We start from the raw sequence: 14,773 nt of genomic DNA, 5'->3' as shown, positions 1-14,773 counted from the left end.
TCCGTCCGCGACCGATCCGGCGGCGACCGATCCGGCCGCAACCGATCCGGCCGCGCGACCGAGCCGCCAGGCGGTCTCGACCGGCAATCGGGCAGCCCGCCCCGGCAATCGCCCGGCATCCGCCCGGCCGGCGCCCCGGCAATCGCCCGGCTTCCGCCCGGCGCTCGCCCGGCCGGCGACCCGGCGCTCGCCCGACCGCGCTCGCCCCACCGCGCTCGCCCCCTCGCCCGGGCAGCCCCCCGGCAGTCGCCCGGTGCGACAATGCCCGGCATGGACGCGCGGGAACTGGAACGGCTGGCCGAGCGGGCCCGGGGGCTCGTCCGGGACGGGCGGCGTCGGGTGCTGGGCATCGCCGGGCCGCCCGGGGCCGGGAAGTCGACGCTCGCCGGACGCCTCGTCGCGGGGCTCGGCGGGCTCGCCGTCCTCGTGCCCATGGACGGGTTCCACCTGGCGCAGGCCGAGCTGGAGCGGCTGGGGCGGGCCGGGCGGAAGGGGGCTCCGGACACCTTCGACGCGGCCGGGTACGCCGCGCTGCTCGGGCGGCTGCGGGCCGCCGAGCCCGGGGTGACCGTGTACGCCCCCGCCTTCGACCGGGCCCTGGAGGAGCCGGTCGCCGGGGCGGTACCCGTACCGCCCGAGGTGCCGCTCGTCGTCACCGAGGGGAACTACCTGCTGCACGACGAGGGCCCCTGGTCCGCCGTACGGCCGCTGCTCGACGAGGTCTGGTACCTGGACCTCGCCGACCGCCACCGCGTCCCCCGGCTCGTCGCCCGCCACGTCCGCTTCGGCAAGGAGCCGGAGCACGCCGCGCGCTGGGTCGCCGAGTCCGACGAGGCCAACGCCCGCCTGGTGGCACGCGGCAGGGAACGCGCCGACCTCGTCGTTCGCATGACGTGACCGCCCGCCCGGGCTCTACGGTGTGCGCATGACACACGCGCCGGCGGTCCTCGTCATCGACATGCAGAACGCCCTCGCCGACATCGCCCACCGCGCCGCCGGCACCGTCGCCGTCATCGCCGGGCTCTGCGCCCGCGCCCGCGCCGCCGGTGTCCCCGTCGTCACCGTCCAGCACCACGGCGGCGGCCTCGAACCGGGCACCCCCGGCTGGCGGATCGTGCCCGAACTCGCCCCGGCGGCGGGCGAGTCGGTGATCGCCAAGACCAGCGCCGACAGCTTCCTCGACACCGCTCTCGACGCCACCCTCCAGGCGCTCGGCGCGACCGAAGTCGTCGTGACGGGCTTCGCGACGGAGATCTGCGTCGACACCACCGCCCGCCAGGCGCTCAGCCGCCGCTACGACCTCGTGCTGGTCGCCGACGGCCACACCACCTCCGTACGGGACGGCGGGGGCCCGTACGCCGCGCCCGACGCGTCCGTCGCGCACCACAACGAGATCTTCCGCAACCTGGACTTCCCCGGGCGCTCCGTGCGCGTCCTGCCGGCCGCCGAGGTGGACTTCAGGCCACCGGCACGCTGACGGCCCCGGCCGCGTGCCCGGCCGCCGCCCGCGCCCACGCCCGGACGACCGGGTGCGGGCGGGTGCCGTCGCCCGCCAGCTCCGGCTGGAAGAGGGTGGCGAGGAAGAAGGGGTGGCCGGGCAGTTCGGCGATCCGGACCTGGCCGTCGTCGTCGTGGCCGGTGAGGGCCAGGCCGTGCGCGGTCAGGGCGTCCAGATGGCGGCTGTCGGGGCCGTAGTTGCAGTGGTAGCGCTCGGTCGTCAGCTCGGCGCCGATCACCGACTCGGCGAGCGAGCCCGGCGTCACCCGCACCGGGCCCTCGTGGCCCACGAGCGAGCAGGCGAGCGGGGCGAGCAGCAGATCGGCCTCGTCGGCCGCCGGGTCGTTCTCGGCGTGCGCCGCCCGCTCCAGGCCGCACACGTTCCGCGCGAACTCCAGGAGCGCGTGCTGGAAGCCGGCGCAGGTGCCCAGGAACGGGATGCCGTCCTCGCGGGCCGTGCGGATCGTGGCGATCGCTCCCGCCTCGCTCTCGTACGGGCTGCCGGGCAGCAGCCACACGGCGTCGAAGCCCTTCACCGCGCCCGGCTCCTCGGCGTTCCGGCTCTGGATCCAGTACGCGTCGAGGACGAGGCCGTCGCGCTCGGCGAGGGCGTCGAGCAGCATCGGGACGCGGATGTGGGACTTGACGTGCGGGGAGCGGTCGCCGACGAGGGCGATCCGGGGAGTGCGGGAGGTCTGCGGGCGGGTGTTCTGCGCGTTCATGACGCCCATGCTGGCCTCGCTCGCTGGTTCACGTCCAACGATGGTTCCTGCACTCTGCATCATGGATGCTTATCGGGCAGTTCGCGGGCCCTGGGCGGGCCGTTACCCTCGTCTACGGCAGGGATGCGAGAACTCGCTGTGTTCTTGGGGGACTTGATGTCGAATCCTGAGGCGACCGCGCTGGCGATGACCGCGGCGACGACGATCGTCACGGCGATGGCGACCAGCGCCTGGCAGGCCACGAGAGCCGGGGTCGCGAGGATCTTCGGGCGGGGCGACGGCGCCGAACCGGGGCCGGGGGCGGAGTCCGGGGCCGCCGACATCGAGGTGCGCCTCGAACGCAGCGCGGCACGGATCGCGAACGCCGCCGATCCGGACGAGGTGCGGCAGGCGCAGGTCGTACGGTGGCGGGAGGACATCGAGGACCTGCTGCGGGAGCGTCCCGACGCGGCGGCCGAGCTGCTGACCCTGGTGGAGGCGGTGCGGCAGCAGCTTCCGCCGGACCGGCCGCAGTGGGTCCAGCGGGTCGAGGCGCACGACGGAGGGTTCGCGGTCGGGGCGCAGGGGCCGGGCAGCAGCGTCATCGTTCACCGGGACCGTGGCGACCAGGGCCGTGGCGACCGGGACCGTGGCGACCAGGGCCGTGGCGACCGGGACCGTGGCGACGGCGACCGTGGCGACCAGGCGGGGACGCCGTTCGCCGGGGACGGGCGTTGAGCTCCCAGCAGCAGTACGTCCACGCGGTCAACGGCTTCGCCTACGGCTGCATTGGCGCGGACATCCATGTGTTCGGCGACGGCGTGCCGCTCTACGTCCTGCAGCGCTGGCGCCCCGAGGCCCGGCCGGACCCGGCCTGGCTGCTCGCCCTGCCCAGCCGCATGCTGAACGCGCGCTACGCGGTCGTCGACTTCACCGGGCGCGAGAAGGAGCTGGCCGAGCTGCGCCACTGGCGCGATCACGGCCCACGGCTGTCCGTCCAGTGGCTGCACGCGCCGGGCGGCCAGGGCAAGAGCCGACTGGCCGCCCGGTTCGCGGAGGAGTCGGCGGCCGCCGGCTGGACCGTGGCGACGGCCGCGCGCGGCCCCGGTGTCGCCCATCCGCCACCGGGGAGCCAGGACCTGCGCACCGACAGCGGTGCCGGCGTGCTCCTGGTCGTCGACTACGCCGACCGGTGGCCGGTGGCCCACCTGACCTGGCTGCTCAGCAACGCGCTGCTGCACCGGGTCACCGACCAGGCCCGCGTGCTGCTGCTCGCCCGCAGCCGGGACCCCTGGCCCGCCGTCCGCGCCTCCATCGCCGACCTCCAGGCCGATGCCTCGACACGTGCGCTGCCGCCGCTCGCCGACGACGCCGGCCGGGTCCGCGACAGCGAGCGCCACGGCATGTTCCGCGCCGCGCGCGACGCCTTCGCCGCCCTCTACGGCCTGCCCGCGCACGGCATCGAGCCGCCGGGCGAGCTGAGCGGACCGGACTTCGGGCTGACGCTCGCGGTCCACCTGGCCGCGCTGGCTGCCGTGGACCGCCACGCCGACGCGGCGCGCGCCGCCGTGCACCGCCACGCCGACGCGGCGCCCGCCGCCGTCCCCGCGGACATGACCGGCCTCACGGCGTACCTCCTCGACCGGGAGCGCCGCCACTGGCACACCCTGCACGAGACCGGGGCGATCGGCAGCACCACGGCGGAGGTCTCCCGCACCGCCTTCGTCGCGGCGCTCACCGGATCGCTCCCGTACCGGGAGGCGAAGGGCGCCCTCGCGTCGGCCGGACTCGGCGGCCCCGGCGCCGACCCGGACCGCCTACTCACCGACCACGCGTACTGCTATCCGCCGGGCGCCTCCGGCACCGTGCTGGAGCCGCTCTATCCCGACCGGCTCGCCGAGGACTTCCTGGCCCTCTCCCTTCCGGGCCACGACCTTCCCGACCACGCCGCCGACCCCTGGGCCGCCGACGTGCCCGAACTCCTGCTGCCCGCGGCCGACTCCGGAGACTCCGGTGGCTCCGACGACGGCGGTCTGCCCGCCTACGCGCCCCGGGCCCTCACCTTCCTCACCGCCGCCAGTCAGCGCTGGCCCCATGTGCTGGCCACGCTGGAGGCCCTCGACACCCGCCTGCCGGACGACATCGACGAGAACGAGGAGCTCGCCGCGGCCGCGGCCGACCTCACCGAACGACTGGCCCCGCTCCGTCTGTCGGCGGCGGCCGCCGACAGGGCCGAACGGGCCGGGATCCACCGCACCCTGGGGCGGCGACTCGACCAGGCGAAGCGGCCCGAACAGGCCGCTCCCGCGCTCGCGGAGGCCGCGCGGCTGTATCGCGAGCTCGCCGCCTCGGACCCGGCGGGCTTCGACGCCGTCCTCGCCGAGGTCTCGCTCGAACTGGCCATAGCGCTGGTGTTCGCGGACCTGGAGCCCTGGACGCGGGAGCCCCATGAGCACCTCGCGGCCGACACGACACGGCTCGATCAGGCGGCGGCCGCGTTCCGCGACGCCATCGAGGTCTTCCGGCGACTGGCGGCGGAGCACCCCGCCGAACACCGGGAGGACCTGGCCAAGGTCCTGATGGCGGCCTCCTTCCTCGTGCCGCGCCTCGGACCGTCCGGCCAGGCGGTCGAGGCGGCCCTCGAGGCGGTCGAACTGGTCCGCCGACTCGCTGAGGACGAGCCCGGCGAAGCGGATACCGGACTGCCCTACGTGCTCGCGGCCGCCGCCACCACCCTGACCGGAGCGCACCCCGAGCAGGCGCGGGCGCTGGCCGGCGAGGCGGTCGACATCGCGCGCCGGGCGACCCGAGAGGACCCGGAGCGCAACGCGGAGCACCTGGTCTTCGCGCTCGCCACGCAGGCGTCGGTGCTGCTGCGGCAGGAGCGGGGCGAGGAAGCCTTCGACGCGCTCAGCGAGGCCGCGGAGCTGAGCGGCCGGGGAGCACCGGCGGGCCGGGGCAGGGATCCCTGGTCAGGTGTCATGAGCCAGGCGCTCGGCTTCGTGTGGGTGCAGGAGCGTGCCACCGGTGTGACGACCGGACGCGACACGGCGGTGGACGTGCTGTGCCGACTGGCCTTCGGTGACACCTCCGGCCGTGCGCCCGCACTGCTGAACTCCCTGTTCGCCCTCCTCGGCATGCTCGACGCGTCCACCCACGCAGAGGACATGCTCGCCGTCCACCGGGCCGTCATCCACCTCCTCAGAACGTCGGACGAGATCCCGTACGCCTCGGGCGATCTCGTCGGGCGGTCCGACGTCAACGGGGCGCTGGTGCAGGCGAGCGCCCTCCTGGCGAGGGCGGGCCGCTGGGAAGAGGCCCTGGCCTACCTCGAGGAGGCGGCCCGTGAGATGCGGGCCGACGGGGTCGGTCCCCTCGACGTGAGCTTGATGAGCGCGCTCACGGTCATGACAGCCATGCTCGCCGACCTGGAGCCGGACGACGGCGGTGATCCGTACCGGCGGATGGCGCGGCCCCAGGCCGTACGCGTGCTGGAGCGGGCGGCCGAGACGTATCGCCGCCTGGCGCAGAACGATCCCGACGGGTACGAACTCGGCCTCGCGATCACGGAGAAGGTCCTGTCCGAGGCGCTGTGGCTGCTGGGACGCCGGCGGGAAGCCGCGGCCGCCGGCCTGGAGTCGGTCCGCCTCTGGCGCCGCTGCGTCGCCCGGGACGCCACCTTCGAACACCGCTACCAACTCGCCCTCGCACTGCGCCGCCTCGCGGACAAGCTGACGGACACCGGCATTCCCGAACAGGCGGCTGCCACGGCGCGCGAGGCCGCCGACCTGTGGCGCGCCCTGGACGATCAGCGGGGCGTCGCCGCGGCCCTCTACCTCGTCGCCCTCAACCTGCGCGGGCTCCGCCCGGCCGAGGCCCTGGCCGCCGCCGAGGAATCCGCCGACCTGCTCCGGTGCTTCCCCGCCGACGACCCCGCCGAGCACCACTCCACTCTCGCCACGGTCGACGAGCTCGTCGACCGGCTCAGATAGGAGGCGCGCGACCGGCCGGGGATAGGGTGCCGTCATGACGATCAGCGACACCGGTGACTGGGAAGAGCGCGTCGCCGCCGCCTGGGCCGAGCTCGACGCGTACGCGGACGACCCCGCCGCCTTCCGCGCCCGTATCGCGGAACTCGCCGCCGAGCGCCCCGAGGACGAGCCCGTCGCGCTCTTCGAGCAGGGCGCCGCGCACGACTCGACCGGCGAGCCCGAGCAGGCCGTGCGCCTGTACCGGCGCGCGCTCGACGGCGGGCTCACCGGGCTGCGCCGCCGTCGCGCCGTCATCCAGCTCGCCAGCAGCCTGCGCAACCTCGGACGCCCCGACCAGAGCGTCGAACTCCTCACCGAAGAACGCGCCGTGCCCGCCGACCGGCTCGACGCCGACGAGGCCGCGCTGTCCGCCGCCGTCGACGCCTTCCTCGCGCTCGCCCTCGCCGACACCGGCCGGGAACGCGAGGCGGCGGCGCTCGCGCTCGGCGCTCTCGCGCCGCTGCTGCCCCGCTACAACCGCTCCCTCGCCCACTACGCCAAGGACCTGCTGAAGACCAGGCAGGGCTCCTGACCCAGACGACGACACAGCCCGTTCATGGACCCGCATCTCCTCCGTACGTTCGTCGCCGTCGCCCGGCTCGCCTCCTTCTCGGAGGCGGCCCGCGACCTCGGCTACACCCAGTCCGCCGTCTCCCAGCACATCGCCGCCCTGGAGGCCGACCTCGGCCTGCCGCTGCTCACCCGCCGGCCCGTCGCCCCCACCCCGGCCGGCGAGCGGCTGCTCGAACACGCCGGCTCGCTGCTGCTCCGCCTCGACGCGGCCCGTGTCGACCTCGCCCGCTTCGCCGCCGCGCCGCGCGGGACGCTCACCCTCGTCGCCTCCCCGCTGGCCCTGCACCCCCGGGTCCTCGCCGCGCTGCCCGCCACCGGCGTCACCCTGCGGACCCTGCCCCGCGACGAGGTCCCCGCCGCCGTCGCCGTCGGCGAGGCCGACCTCGGTCTCGTCGACGGGCTCGCCGCGCCCAGCGACCCGCTGCGGCTGCCCGACGTCGCCCCGCTGACCGTCCGCGCCGTCGCCGAGGAGCCCCTCGCCGTCGTCCTGCCCGACGGACATCCGCTCGCCGCGCGGCGCCCCGGGCGGCGGCCCGGACTCGACCTCGCCGACCTCGTGGACGCCCGCTGGCTCGACGCCCCCGACGCCGGCTTCCCGCTCGACCGGCTGCGCGCCGTGCACGGCGGCCCGGCCGGCCACGGCTTCCGCACCGCCCTGCGCTACGAGGGGACCGACGCCCGCACCCTCGCCGCCCTCGCCGCCGCCGGACACGGCCTCGCCCTGCTGCCGGCCTCCGCCGCCGCGGGCGTCCCGGGCGCGGTGCCCGTGCCGCTCGCCGCGCCCCGGCTCGTACACCGCACGGAACTCCTGTACGCCGGAGCCGAACCGGCCGGTCCGGCGGCCCAGTTGACCAGGCATCTCTCCCTGCGCGCCCCGAACGGCCGATAGTCTGGCGAGTGGCCTGTGGCCACCGGCCAGAGCGGCGACGAAAGGCGGGGCGACGTGGGGTGGTTCCGGCGAGGGCCGAGGCGCGACGACGAGGACGCGCCGAGGGACCCGGAGTTCTCGTACTTCTCCGAGCGCGAGGCCGCTCTCTTCCGCGGCCGGGTCCGGGCGGCCTTCGCCGAACTCGGGCTCGAAGTCACCGTCTACGCCGACCACGTGACGGACGACGCGAGCCGCCGCTTCGGCCTCGGCAACCTCGCCGCCGTCTGCCACCAGGACCCGCGCGGCACCCGCGTCTGGCCCCGGCTGATCGACCGGCACGTCCGGCTCGTGGTCCGCGCCCTCGAAGGCCCCTCCGCCCTCGACACCCTGCCGCCCGAGCAGATCCGCGCCCAGCTCTACCCGCGCGTCGTCAGCGGCGACGGCATCGACCCCGGCACCTTCGGCTACGCCCGCAGCGTCGCCCCCGGGCTCTACGAGGTCCTCGCGCTCGACCTGCCGGAGAGCGTCATGACCCTCACCGACGAGGCCCTGGAACGCCTCGGCGACCCGGCCCGGCTGCGCGCCCGCGCGCTCGACAACCTGCGCGGGCTGCCGGTCGAGGGCCACGAGACCGTCAAGGACGCCGACGGCATGAGCTTCGAGGTCATCCTCGGCGACTCCTTCTACACCGCGAGCCGCGTCCTCGACCTCGACGCCGTCGTCCGCCGGGTCACCGGCCGCCCGCTCACCGACGACGGTGCCCTCGTCGCCATGCCCTTCCGGCACCAGCTCGCCTTCCACCCCATCCGGGACACCACGATCGTGCCCGCGCTCGGCGCGATGGCCTCCTTCGCCGCCTCCGGTTACGAGGACACTCCCGGTGCCATCAGCCCGTACGTCTTCTGGTGGCGGGCCGGCACGCTCACCCAGCTCAGCGAGCACGGCGAGGACGACGGCCAGCTGCGGATCGTCGTCGGCGACGAGTTCCAGGCGCTGCTCGAACGCCTCATCGTGCGCGGGCCCGACCAGGGCCGCTGAGGCCGCGGACCCGGTCGCGTCGCCCGTCCGCTCCGGGCAGGATGGCCTACGTCGAGGAGGAGATCACCCATGCCCGAGAGCCGCACGCCCGAGAGCACCACGCCCGCCGGCGGCACCGCACCCGCCCCGTTCACCGCCGACGACTACCGGGCCCGGATGGCCCGCGCCGCCGACTCCGCCGCCGCGGCGGGGCTCGCCGGCGTGCTCGTCGCGCCCGGCCCCGACCTGGTCTACCTGACCGGCTACCAGCCCACCGCGATCACCGAGCGGCTCACCGTCCTCGTCATCGCGCCCGGCCGGGACCCGGTGCTCGTCGTGCCCACCCTGGAGGCCCCGGACGCCGCGAAGGCCGCGGGCGCCGCCGCCCTGACCCTGCGCGACTGGACCGACGGCAAGGACCCGTACGCCGTCACCGCCCCGCTGCTCGACGTCTCCGGCCGGTTCGGCGTCAGCGACAACGCCTGGGCCATGCACCTGCTCGGCCTCCAGCAGACCCTGCCCGACACCTCGTACGTGTCGCTCACCGAGGCCCTGCCGATGCTCCGCGCCGTCAAGGACGAGGCCGAGCTGGCCCGCATCGCCACCGCCGGGGCCGCCGCCGACGAGGCGTACGGCGAGATCCTCAAGGTCCGCTTCGCCGGCCGCAGGGAGACCGAGGTGGCCGCCGACCTGGCCGCTCTCCTCATGGAAACCGGCCACTCCCAGGTCGACTTCACCGTCGTCGGCTCCGGCCCCAACGGCGCCAACCCGCACCACGAGGCCGGCGACCGCACCATCGAGCGCGGCGACATGGTCGTCCTCGACTTCGGCGGCCTCAAGCACGGCTACGGCTCCGACACCACCCGCACCGTCCACGTCGGCGAGCCCACGGACGAGGAGCGGCGCGTCCACGACCTCGTACGGGAGGCGCAGCAGGCCGGTTTCGACGCCGTACGGGCCGGCGCCGCGTGCCAGGACGTCGACCGCGCGGCCCGCAAGGTCATCACGGACGCGGGCTACGGCGAGTACTTCATCCACCGCACCGGCCACGGCATCGGCGTCACCACCCACGAACCCCCGTACATGATCGAGGGCGAGGGGCTTCCGATCCTCCCCGGCATGTGCTTCTCCATCGAGCCGGGCGTCTATCTGCCGGGCCGCTTCGGGGTGCGCATCGAGGACATCGTGACGCTGACGGAGGACGGCACCGGGCGCCGCTTCAACAACACCTCGCGCGAGATGGCGATCGTCGAGTAGCCGGCCGGCGCGTCGTCATCCGTCATCCGTCACCGAGGACGACCGCGGACTCCGCCGGCAGCCTGAGCAGCCCGTCCCGGCCGGGTGCCTCCGTCCGCTCCCAGGCGGCGAGCACCCGGTCGCGGCCGTTGGAGCCGAGCGCGATGTCGGCCGGCTCCTTGCCCAGGTTGACCGCGACCCGGACGTCACCGCGCCGGAAGACGAGCCAGCGCGCCTCCTCGTCGTACGCCACCTTCACGCCGCCCAGATCGGGGTCGGTGAGGTCGGGCAGGGTGCGGCGCAGCGCGATCAGCTCGCGGTACCAGGCGAGCAGCCGCTTGTGCGGCTCGCGCTCGCGTTCGGCGCGGTCCAGGACCGAGCGGTCCCGGGTGGCCGGCTCCTGCGGGTCGGGAACGTCCTCCTCGGCCCAGCCGTGCGCCGCGAACTCCCGCCGCCGGCCCCGCCGTACGGCCTCGGCGAGCTCCGGGTCGGTGTGGTCGGTGAAGTACATCCAGGGCGTCGTCGCCCCCCACTCCTCGCCCATGAACAGCATCGGGATCGCCGGCCCGGTGAGCACGAGGGCCGCCGCGCAGGCGAGCAGACCGGGGGAGAGGGTGGCCGAAAGACGGTCGCCGGTGGCCCGGTTGCCGATCTGGTCGTGGGTCTGGGAGTAGCCGAGGAAGCGGTGGGCGGGGGTGCGGTCACGGTCGACCGGACGGCCGTGGCGCCGGCCCCGGAAGCTGGAGTACGTGCCGTCGTGGAAGAAGACCCGGGTGAGCGTCTTGGCCAGCGCGGCCATCGGGGCGCGCGCGAAGTCGGCGTAGTAGCCCTGGGACTCACCGGTGAGCGCGGTGTGCAGGGCGTGGTGGAAGTCGTCGTTCCACTGGGCGTGGAGACCGAGGCCGCCGACCGCGCGCGGGGTGGTGGTGCGCGGGTCGTTGAGGTCCGACTCGGCGATCAGGAAGTGCTGCCGGCCCTGCTCCCTGGCCAGCTCGTCGACCGCCGCCGACAGCTCCTCCAGGAACGTCAGGGCCCGGGTGTCGGCGAGGGCGTGCACGGCGTCGAGGCGCAGGCCGTCGATCCGGTAGTCGCGCAGCCAGGCCAGCGCGCTGCCCAGGAAGTACGCCCGCACCTCGTCCGAGCCGGGCGCGTCCAGGTTCACCGCCGCGCCCCACGGCGTGTGGTGGGTCTCGGTGAAGTACGGCCCGAAGGACGGCAGATGGTTGCCCGACGGGCCCAGGTGGTTGTGCACCACGTCCAGGACCACGCCGAGGCCGAGCCCGTGCGCCGCGTCCACGAACCGCCGGAGCGCCGCCGGCCCCCCGTACGGCTCGTGCACCGCCCACGGCGCCACCCCGTCGTACCCCCAGCCGTTCACCCCGGGGAACGGGCACAGCGGCATCAGCTCCACATGGGTGATCCCGAGCCCGGCCAGTTCCCCGAGCCGCGCCGCCGCCGCGTCGAGGGTGCCCTCGGGGGTGAAGGTGCCGACGTGCAGCTCGTACAGGACGCCGCCGCGCACCTTCAGCCGGGGCGTCTCGTGCCGCCAGCCGTAGGTGTCGTGGTCGACGACCGCGGCGAGGCCGTCCGGTCCGTCGGGCAGCCGGCGGGCGCGCGGGTCGGGCAGCAGGGGCCCGCCGTCGAGCGAGAAGCCGTAGCGGTCGCCGTCGGCGGCGGGGACGACCCCGGTCCACCAGCCGGCCCGCTCGGCGTCCCGCTCCAGCGGGTGCCCGGCGCCGTTCAGTTCCAGCGTCACCCGGTCACGGGCGTGCGGCGCCCATACCTCGAACAGCACGCGACGGTCCCCTCGACGACGACGTACGACGGACGACTACGGGACCATCCTGGCAGTCAGTCGCCCCGATCGCCCGGTGCGTCCCACACGAAGTTGATCGCCCGCTCGAAGGCCGTGTAACCCGCCCGGGCGAACGAATTCGCCATCGGCACGTTTCCGACGTCCGTCGCCGCCCGGATCCGCGGCACGTCCTCGGCGGCGAGCACCCGGGTGCCCTCGGCCAGGATGTCGTCGACGTAGCCCCGGCCGCGGTGGGCGGGCAGCACGCCGATGTACGCGATGATCGGGTGGTAGTTGTTGCGCGCGGGGACGACGAAGCCGACCGGCTCGCCGGTGCCCGGCAGCTCGGCGATCCGCCACCAGTCGCGTGGCGTGGTGTAGTGCGCGAGCTCCTCGTCGTAGTGCAGCTCGGCGGCCTCGCGCGGGGAGAGCCCGCCGGCGAGGTCGGCCCGGCCGTGGGCGTCGAGGGTGCCCTCCATGACCGGGGTCATCAGCGCGAGCAGGTCCTCGCGGTCGCGGACCGGGCGGAAGACCAGGCGCTCGCCGGGCGCGGGCGCCGGGGCGCCGGGCCGCCACTCCAGGCGGAGCCGTTCGACGAGCGGCCGGGCGCCGGAGGCCGTCAGGACCCCGAAGAGGGTCTCCAGGCGGCGGCGGGTCTCCGGGTCCTCCCGCCAGTCCGCCGGCATGAAGCGCCCGAACTCGGGCCGCGGACCGTCGCCGAGGACCGCCGCGCTCGCCGTCTCCAGGAGCTGCCGGCCGGTCTCGGCGGCTTCCTCCGGCGCCAGCGCGGGGTCGAGGTCGAAGAAGTCGAGGGCCTGCGGCGCGGTCCCGGGCCGGCCGGTCCACCAGCCGACGCGGCCGACGAGACGGTCGCCGCGCAGCGCCACCCACAGCCACTCCGGGCGGCGGCGGCCGGTGGTGAGGTCGTCCGCGAGCTCGTGGTCGAGGACGTAGTCGAGGCGGTTGAAGAGGTCCAGCTCCCCGGGCCCGGCGAGCGGCCGGACGACGAGCGGGGCGTCGGACGTGTGAGACGCGTGATGCGAGGTCAAGATGAGGGTTCCCCCAGGTAGTCGAGTCGTCGGACCGTAGCAACGATCGCGCCGGAGGTCACCCGGGTTATCGGGGCCCTTCTGGACACCCCGGGGCCTTCCGGCCGACAATCACGGATGTGACGACCCCTTACGAGCTGCCGGCCGGCCCGCCGGACGCCCCTCGGCTGAGCGACGCCGAGCGGGAGCGCGCGCTCGCGTTGCTGCGCGAGGGCGCGGCGCAGGGGCGTCTGTCGCACGACACCTTTCTGTTCCGGATGGAGCGGGCGCTCGTCGCCCGGCGGCCCGACGAACTCGCCCTGCTCACCGCCGACCTGGCGACGGAGTCGCCGTGGACGCGGCGGGTGGTGGGCGCGGTCGAGAAGATGTCGGCGTTCACGGCGAAGCTGGGCCGGGCCTGGCACGCCGAGCGGCTGCCGAAGCTGCTGCTGCCGCAGCCGGGGCCGTATCCGCTGCGGATCGGGCGCGACCCGGTGAACGGGCTGCGGCTCAGCCACGAGACGGTGTCCCGGCTGCACGCGGAGCTGTCCCTGCAGGGCGGGATGTGGGTGCTGCGGGATCTCGGGTCCACCAACGGCACCACGGTCAACGGGCGCCGGGTGACGGGCGCGGTGGTGGTGCGGGCCGGGGACCAGGTCGGTTTCGGACAGATGGCGTTCCGCCTCTCGTTGACCTGACGTCGACCTGAGGTTGACCTGAGGTTGACCTGAGCCGGGCGGGACCGAATCACCCGTTCGGCGGTATACCTGCTGCGACCGGGTCTTCTCGGTGATGGTCTGGGGAGACGCGCGCCGCTGACCGACGAGGGGGCGAGATGAGCGACGAGCCCAACCGCACACCGCACCACGCACCGCACCACGCGCCTGACCGACCGGCCTCCCGGCGGGACCCGTGGGCCGAGCTGCCCACGATGGCACCCGCCCGGCCGGGCCCAGGATCCCGGCCCGCACCGCACCGGCGCACCGGAGCGCGCCGGGTGGCGCCCAGCCCGCTGGAGCCGGGCGCCGGCCGCGACCCGTACCGCGTCTACCGGGTGCTCCGCGAGGAGTTCCCGCTCACCCACGACCCGCTGCTGCGGGCCTGGGTGCTGAGCCGGTACGCGGACGTGGCGAGCGCCCTCACCGACGCCCGCTTCACCCATGGTCACCGGCCCGGTGACCCGCCGTGCGCCGAGACGCACACCGACGTGGACGAGGCCGAGCTGCGGGCCGTCGCCGAACGCACCGCGTTCGTCCTCGCCCGCCGGATCGCCGACCGGCCGCGGGCCGACCTGGTCGCCGACTTCTGCCACTGGCTGCCCGCCGGGACCGTCGCCGCGGCCGTCGGCGTCCCGTACCGCGACATGATGCGCCTCGTCCGCGGCCGGGCCGCCTCCGCAATGGCCGGGCAGTGCACGGCCCAGATCGCCGTACGCGAGAAGGCCCTGGCGGGCTTCCTCGCCGACGTCCTCGCGGACCCCGACCGGACCGCCGCCCTCCGCGACGCGCCCGCCGGCCTCGTCGCCCGCGCCTGGACGGAGTCGCTGCGCCGCGAGCCCCCGGTCCAGGTCGTCATGCGCCGCACCCGCGGGGAGATCAGGGTCTCCGGCGGCACCCTGCCGTCCGGTGCCCCCGTCGCCCTCCTCCTCGGCGCGGCCGGCCGCGACCCCGAACGCTTCCGCGCCCCCGACCGCTACGACCCCTTCCGCGACGACCCGGGCCAGCTCACCTACGGCCCCGGCTACTGCCCGGCCGTCACCCTCGCCGCCCTCGAAGCCGAATACGCCCTGCGCGCGCTCTTCCAGGCCATGCCGCGCCTGCGTCTGGCGGACGGCTTCCGGCCGGAACGGACCGGCGTGATCACCCGGGCGCCGCGGAGCCTGCCGGTCCTGCCGGGAGGCTAGGGCCGGTCCGGCGGATCACGGCCAGGGGCCGCGTCTCCCCAGCGCTTCGCCTGGGGGCGCCCCCGGCCGGCACTTCGCCGCGTGGCCAAGACTCGCCGTGCGCGTGGCCTCCCGCATCGTGTCC

13 protein-coding genes are annotated in these 14,773 nt (G+C 75.4%); 10 read left to right on the top strand and 3 right to left on the bottom strand.

All coding sequences use genetic code 11. The features are described 5' to 3' along the window. Positions 1–261 precede the first annotated feature (261 nt). Both ACWEV0_RS33595 and ACWEV0_RS33590 read left to right on the top strand, forming a co-directional pair. On the top strand, positions 262–897 hold the full coding sequence (locus ACWEV0_RS33595) for a nucleoside/nucleotide kinase family protein (RefSeq protein WP_453153549.1): 636 nt from the start codon (positions 262–264) through the stop codon (positions 895–897). A gap of 28 nt (positions 898–925) precedes the next feature. Further along, the gene (locus tag ACWEV0_RS33590; RefSeq protein ID WP_453153548.1) at positions 926–1,477 is read left to right on the top strand and encodes an isochorismatase family protein; all 552 of its coding nucleotides are present in this window, start codon (positions 926–928) and stop codon (positions 1,475–1,477) included. On the opposite strand, the gene ACWEV0_RS33585 is transcribed toward ACWEV0_RS33590, so the two are convergent. Further along, positions 1,458–2,219, bottom strand: coding sequence for a CTP synthase C-terminal region-related (seleno)protein (locus ACWEV0_RS33585; protein ID WP_453153547.1), 762 nt, complete (start codon positions 2,217–2,219; stop codon positions 1,458–1,460). The genes ACWEV0_RS33590 and ACWEV0_RS33585 overlap by 20 nt on opposite strands. Positions 2,220–2,375: 156 nt before the next feature. On the opposite strand from ACWEV0_RS33585, the gene ACWEV0_RS33580 reads away from it, so the two are divergent. The 6 genes from ACWEV0_RS33580 (at position 2,376) to ACWEV0_RS33555 (ending at position 9,944) form a co-directional block, all read left to right on the top strand. Beyond that, positions 2,376–2,936, top strand: a complete 561-nt coding sequence (locus tag ACWEV0_RS33580; protein WP_453153546.1) for a hypothetical protein — start codon at positions 2,376–2,378, stop codon at positions 2,934–2,936. Continuing rightward, positions 2,933–6,190, top strand: a complete 3,258-nt coding sequence (locus ACWEV0_RS33575; protein WP_453153544.1) for a hypothetical protein — start codon at positions 2,933–2,935, stop codon at positions 6,188–6,190. Before ACWEV0_RS33580 ends, ACWEV0_RS33575 begins: the two co-directional genes overlap by 4 nt. 34 nt (positions 6,191–6,224) lie before the next feature. Continuing rightward, complete coding sequence (locus ACWEV0_RS33570) at positions 6,225–6,761, top strand: tetratricopeptide repeat protein (protein ID WP_453153543.1); 537 nt, start codon at positions 6,225–6,227, stop codon at positions 6,759–6,761. A 24-nt stretch (positions 6,762–6,785) separates the two neighbouring features. Further along, a complete protein-coding gene (locus ACWEV0_RS33565; protein ID WP_453153542.1) occupies positions 6,786–7,691 on the top strand; it encodes a LysR family transcriptional regulator in 906 nt (301 codons plus the stop codon). Positions 7,692–7,745: 54 nt separating this feature from the next. Continuing rightward, positions 7,746–8,708 (top strand): hypothetical protein, encoded by a 963-nt coding sequence (locus ACWEV0_RS33560; protein ID WP_453153541.1) that lies wholly within the window; start codon positions 7,746–7,748, stop codon positions 8,706–8,708. Positions 8,709–8,777: 69 nt separating this feature from the next. Then, a complete protein-coding gene (locus ACWEV0_RS33555; RefSeq protein ID WP_453153540.1) occupies positions 8,778–9,944 on the top strand; it encodes a M24 family metallopeptidase in 1,167 nt (388 codons plus the stop codon). A 22-nt stretch (positions 9,945–9,966) separates the two neighbouring features. On the opposite strand, the gene treZ is transcribed toward ACWEV0_RS33555, so the two are convergent. Both treZ and ACWEV0_RS33545 read right to left on the bottom strand, forming a co-directional pair. Then, a complete protein-coding gene (treZ, locus tag ACWEV0_RS33550; RefSeq protein ID WP_453153538.1) occupies positions 9,967–11,718 on the bottom strand; it encodes a malto-oligosyltrehalose trehalohydrolase in 1,752 nt (583 codons plus the stop codon). 56 nt (positions 11,719–11,774) lie between these two features. Next, positions 11,775–12,767 (bottom strand): GNAT family N-acetyltransferase, encoded by a 993-nt coding sequence (locus ACWEV0_RS33545; protein ID WP_453153537.1) that lies wholly within the window; start codon positions 12,765–12,767, stop codon positions 11,775–11,777. 119 nt (positions 12,768–12,886) lie between these two features. On the opposite strand from ACWEV0_RS33545, the gene ACWEV0_RS33540 reads away from it, so the two are divergent. Further along, positions 12,887–13,444 (top strand): FHA domain-containing protein, encoded by a 558-nt coding sequence (locus ACWEV0_RS33540; RefSeq protein WP_453153536.1) that lies wholly within the window; start codon positions 12,887–12,889, stop codon positions 13,442–13,444. Between the two features lie 233 nt (positions 13,445–13,677). Beyond that, the gene (locus ACWEV0_RS33535) at positions 13,678–14,649 is read left to right on the top strand and encodes a cytochrome P450 (RefSeq protein ID WP_453153551.1); all 972 of its coding nucleotides are present in this window, start codon (positions 13,678–13,680) and stop codon (positions 14,647–14,649) included. The last annotated feature ends 124 nt before the right edge of the window (positions 14,650–14,773 follow it).

Source organism: Streptomyces sp. NPDC003943 (genome assembly GCF_053605265.1).
This window is presented reverse-complemented; position numbering and strand designations above follow the sequence as displayed.

What these genes read in the sequence shown, in the direction of transcription:
- ACWEV0_RS33555 (WP_453153540.1), top strand. Translation starts at nt 8,778, where the DNA reads ATGCCCGAGAGCCGCACGCCCGAGAGCACCACGCCCGCCGGCGGCACC.
- ACWEV0_RS33585 (WP_453153547.1), bottom strand. Translation starts at nt 2,219, where the DNA reads ATGAACGCGCAGAACACCCGCCCGCAGACCTCCCGCACTCCCCGGATC.
- ACWEV0_RS33595 (WP_453153549.1), top strand. Translation starts at nt 262, where the DNA reads ATGCCCGGCATGGACGCGCGGGAACTGGAACGGCTGGCCGAGCGGGCC.
- ACWEV0_RS33590 (WP_453153548.1), top strand. Translation starts at nt 926, where the DNA reads ATGACACACGCGCCGGCGGTCCTCGTCATCGACATGCAGAACGCCCTC.
- ACWEV0_RS33565 (WP_453153542.1), top strand. Translation starts at nt 6,786, where the DNA reads ATGGACCCGCATCTCCTCCGTACGTTCGTCGCCGTCGCCCGGCTCGCC.
- ACWEV0_RS33580 (WP_453153546.1), top strand. Translation starts at nt 2,376, where the DNA reads ATGTCGAATCCTGAGGCGACCGCGCTGGCGATGACCGCGGCGACGACG.
- ACWEV0_RS33535 (WP_453153551.1), top strand. Translation starts at nt 13,678, where the DNA reads ATGGCACCCGCCCGGCCGGGCCCAGGATCCCGGCCCGCACCGCACCGG.
- ACWEV0_RS33570 (WP_453153543.1), top strand. Translation starts at nt 6,225, where the DNA reads ATGACGATCAGCGACACCGGTGACTGGGAAGAGCGCGTCGCCGCCGCC.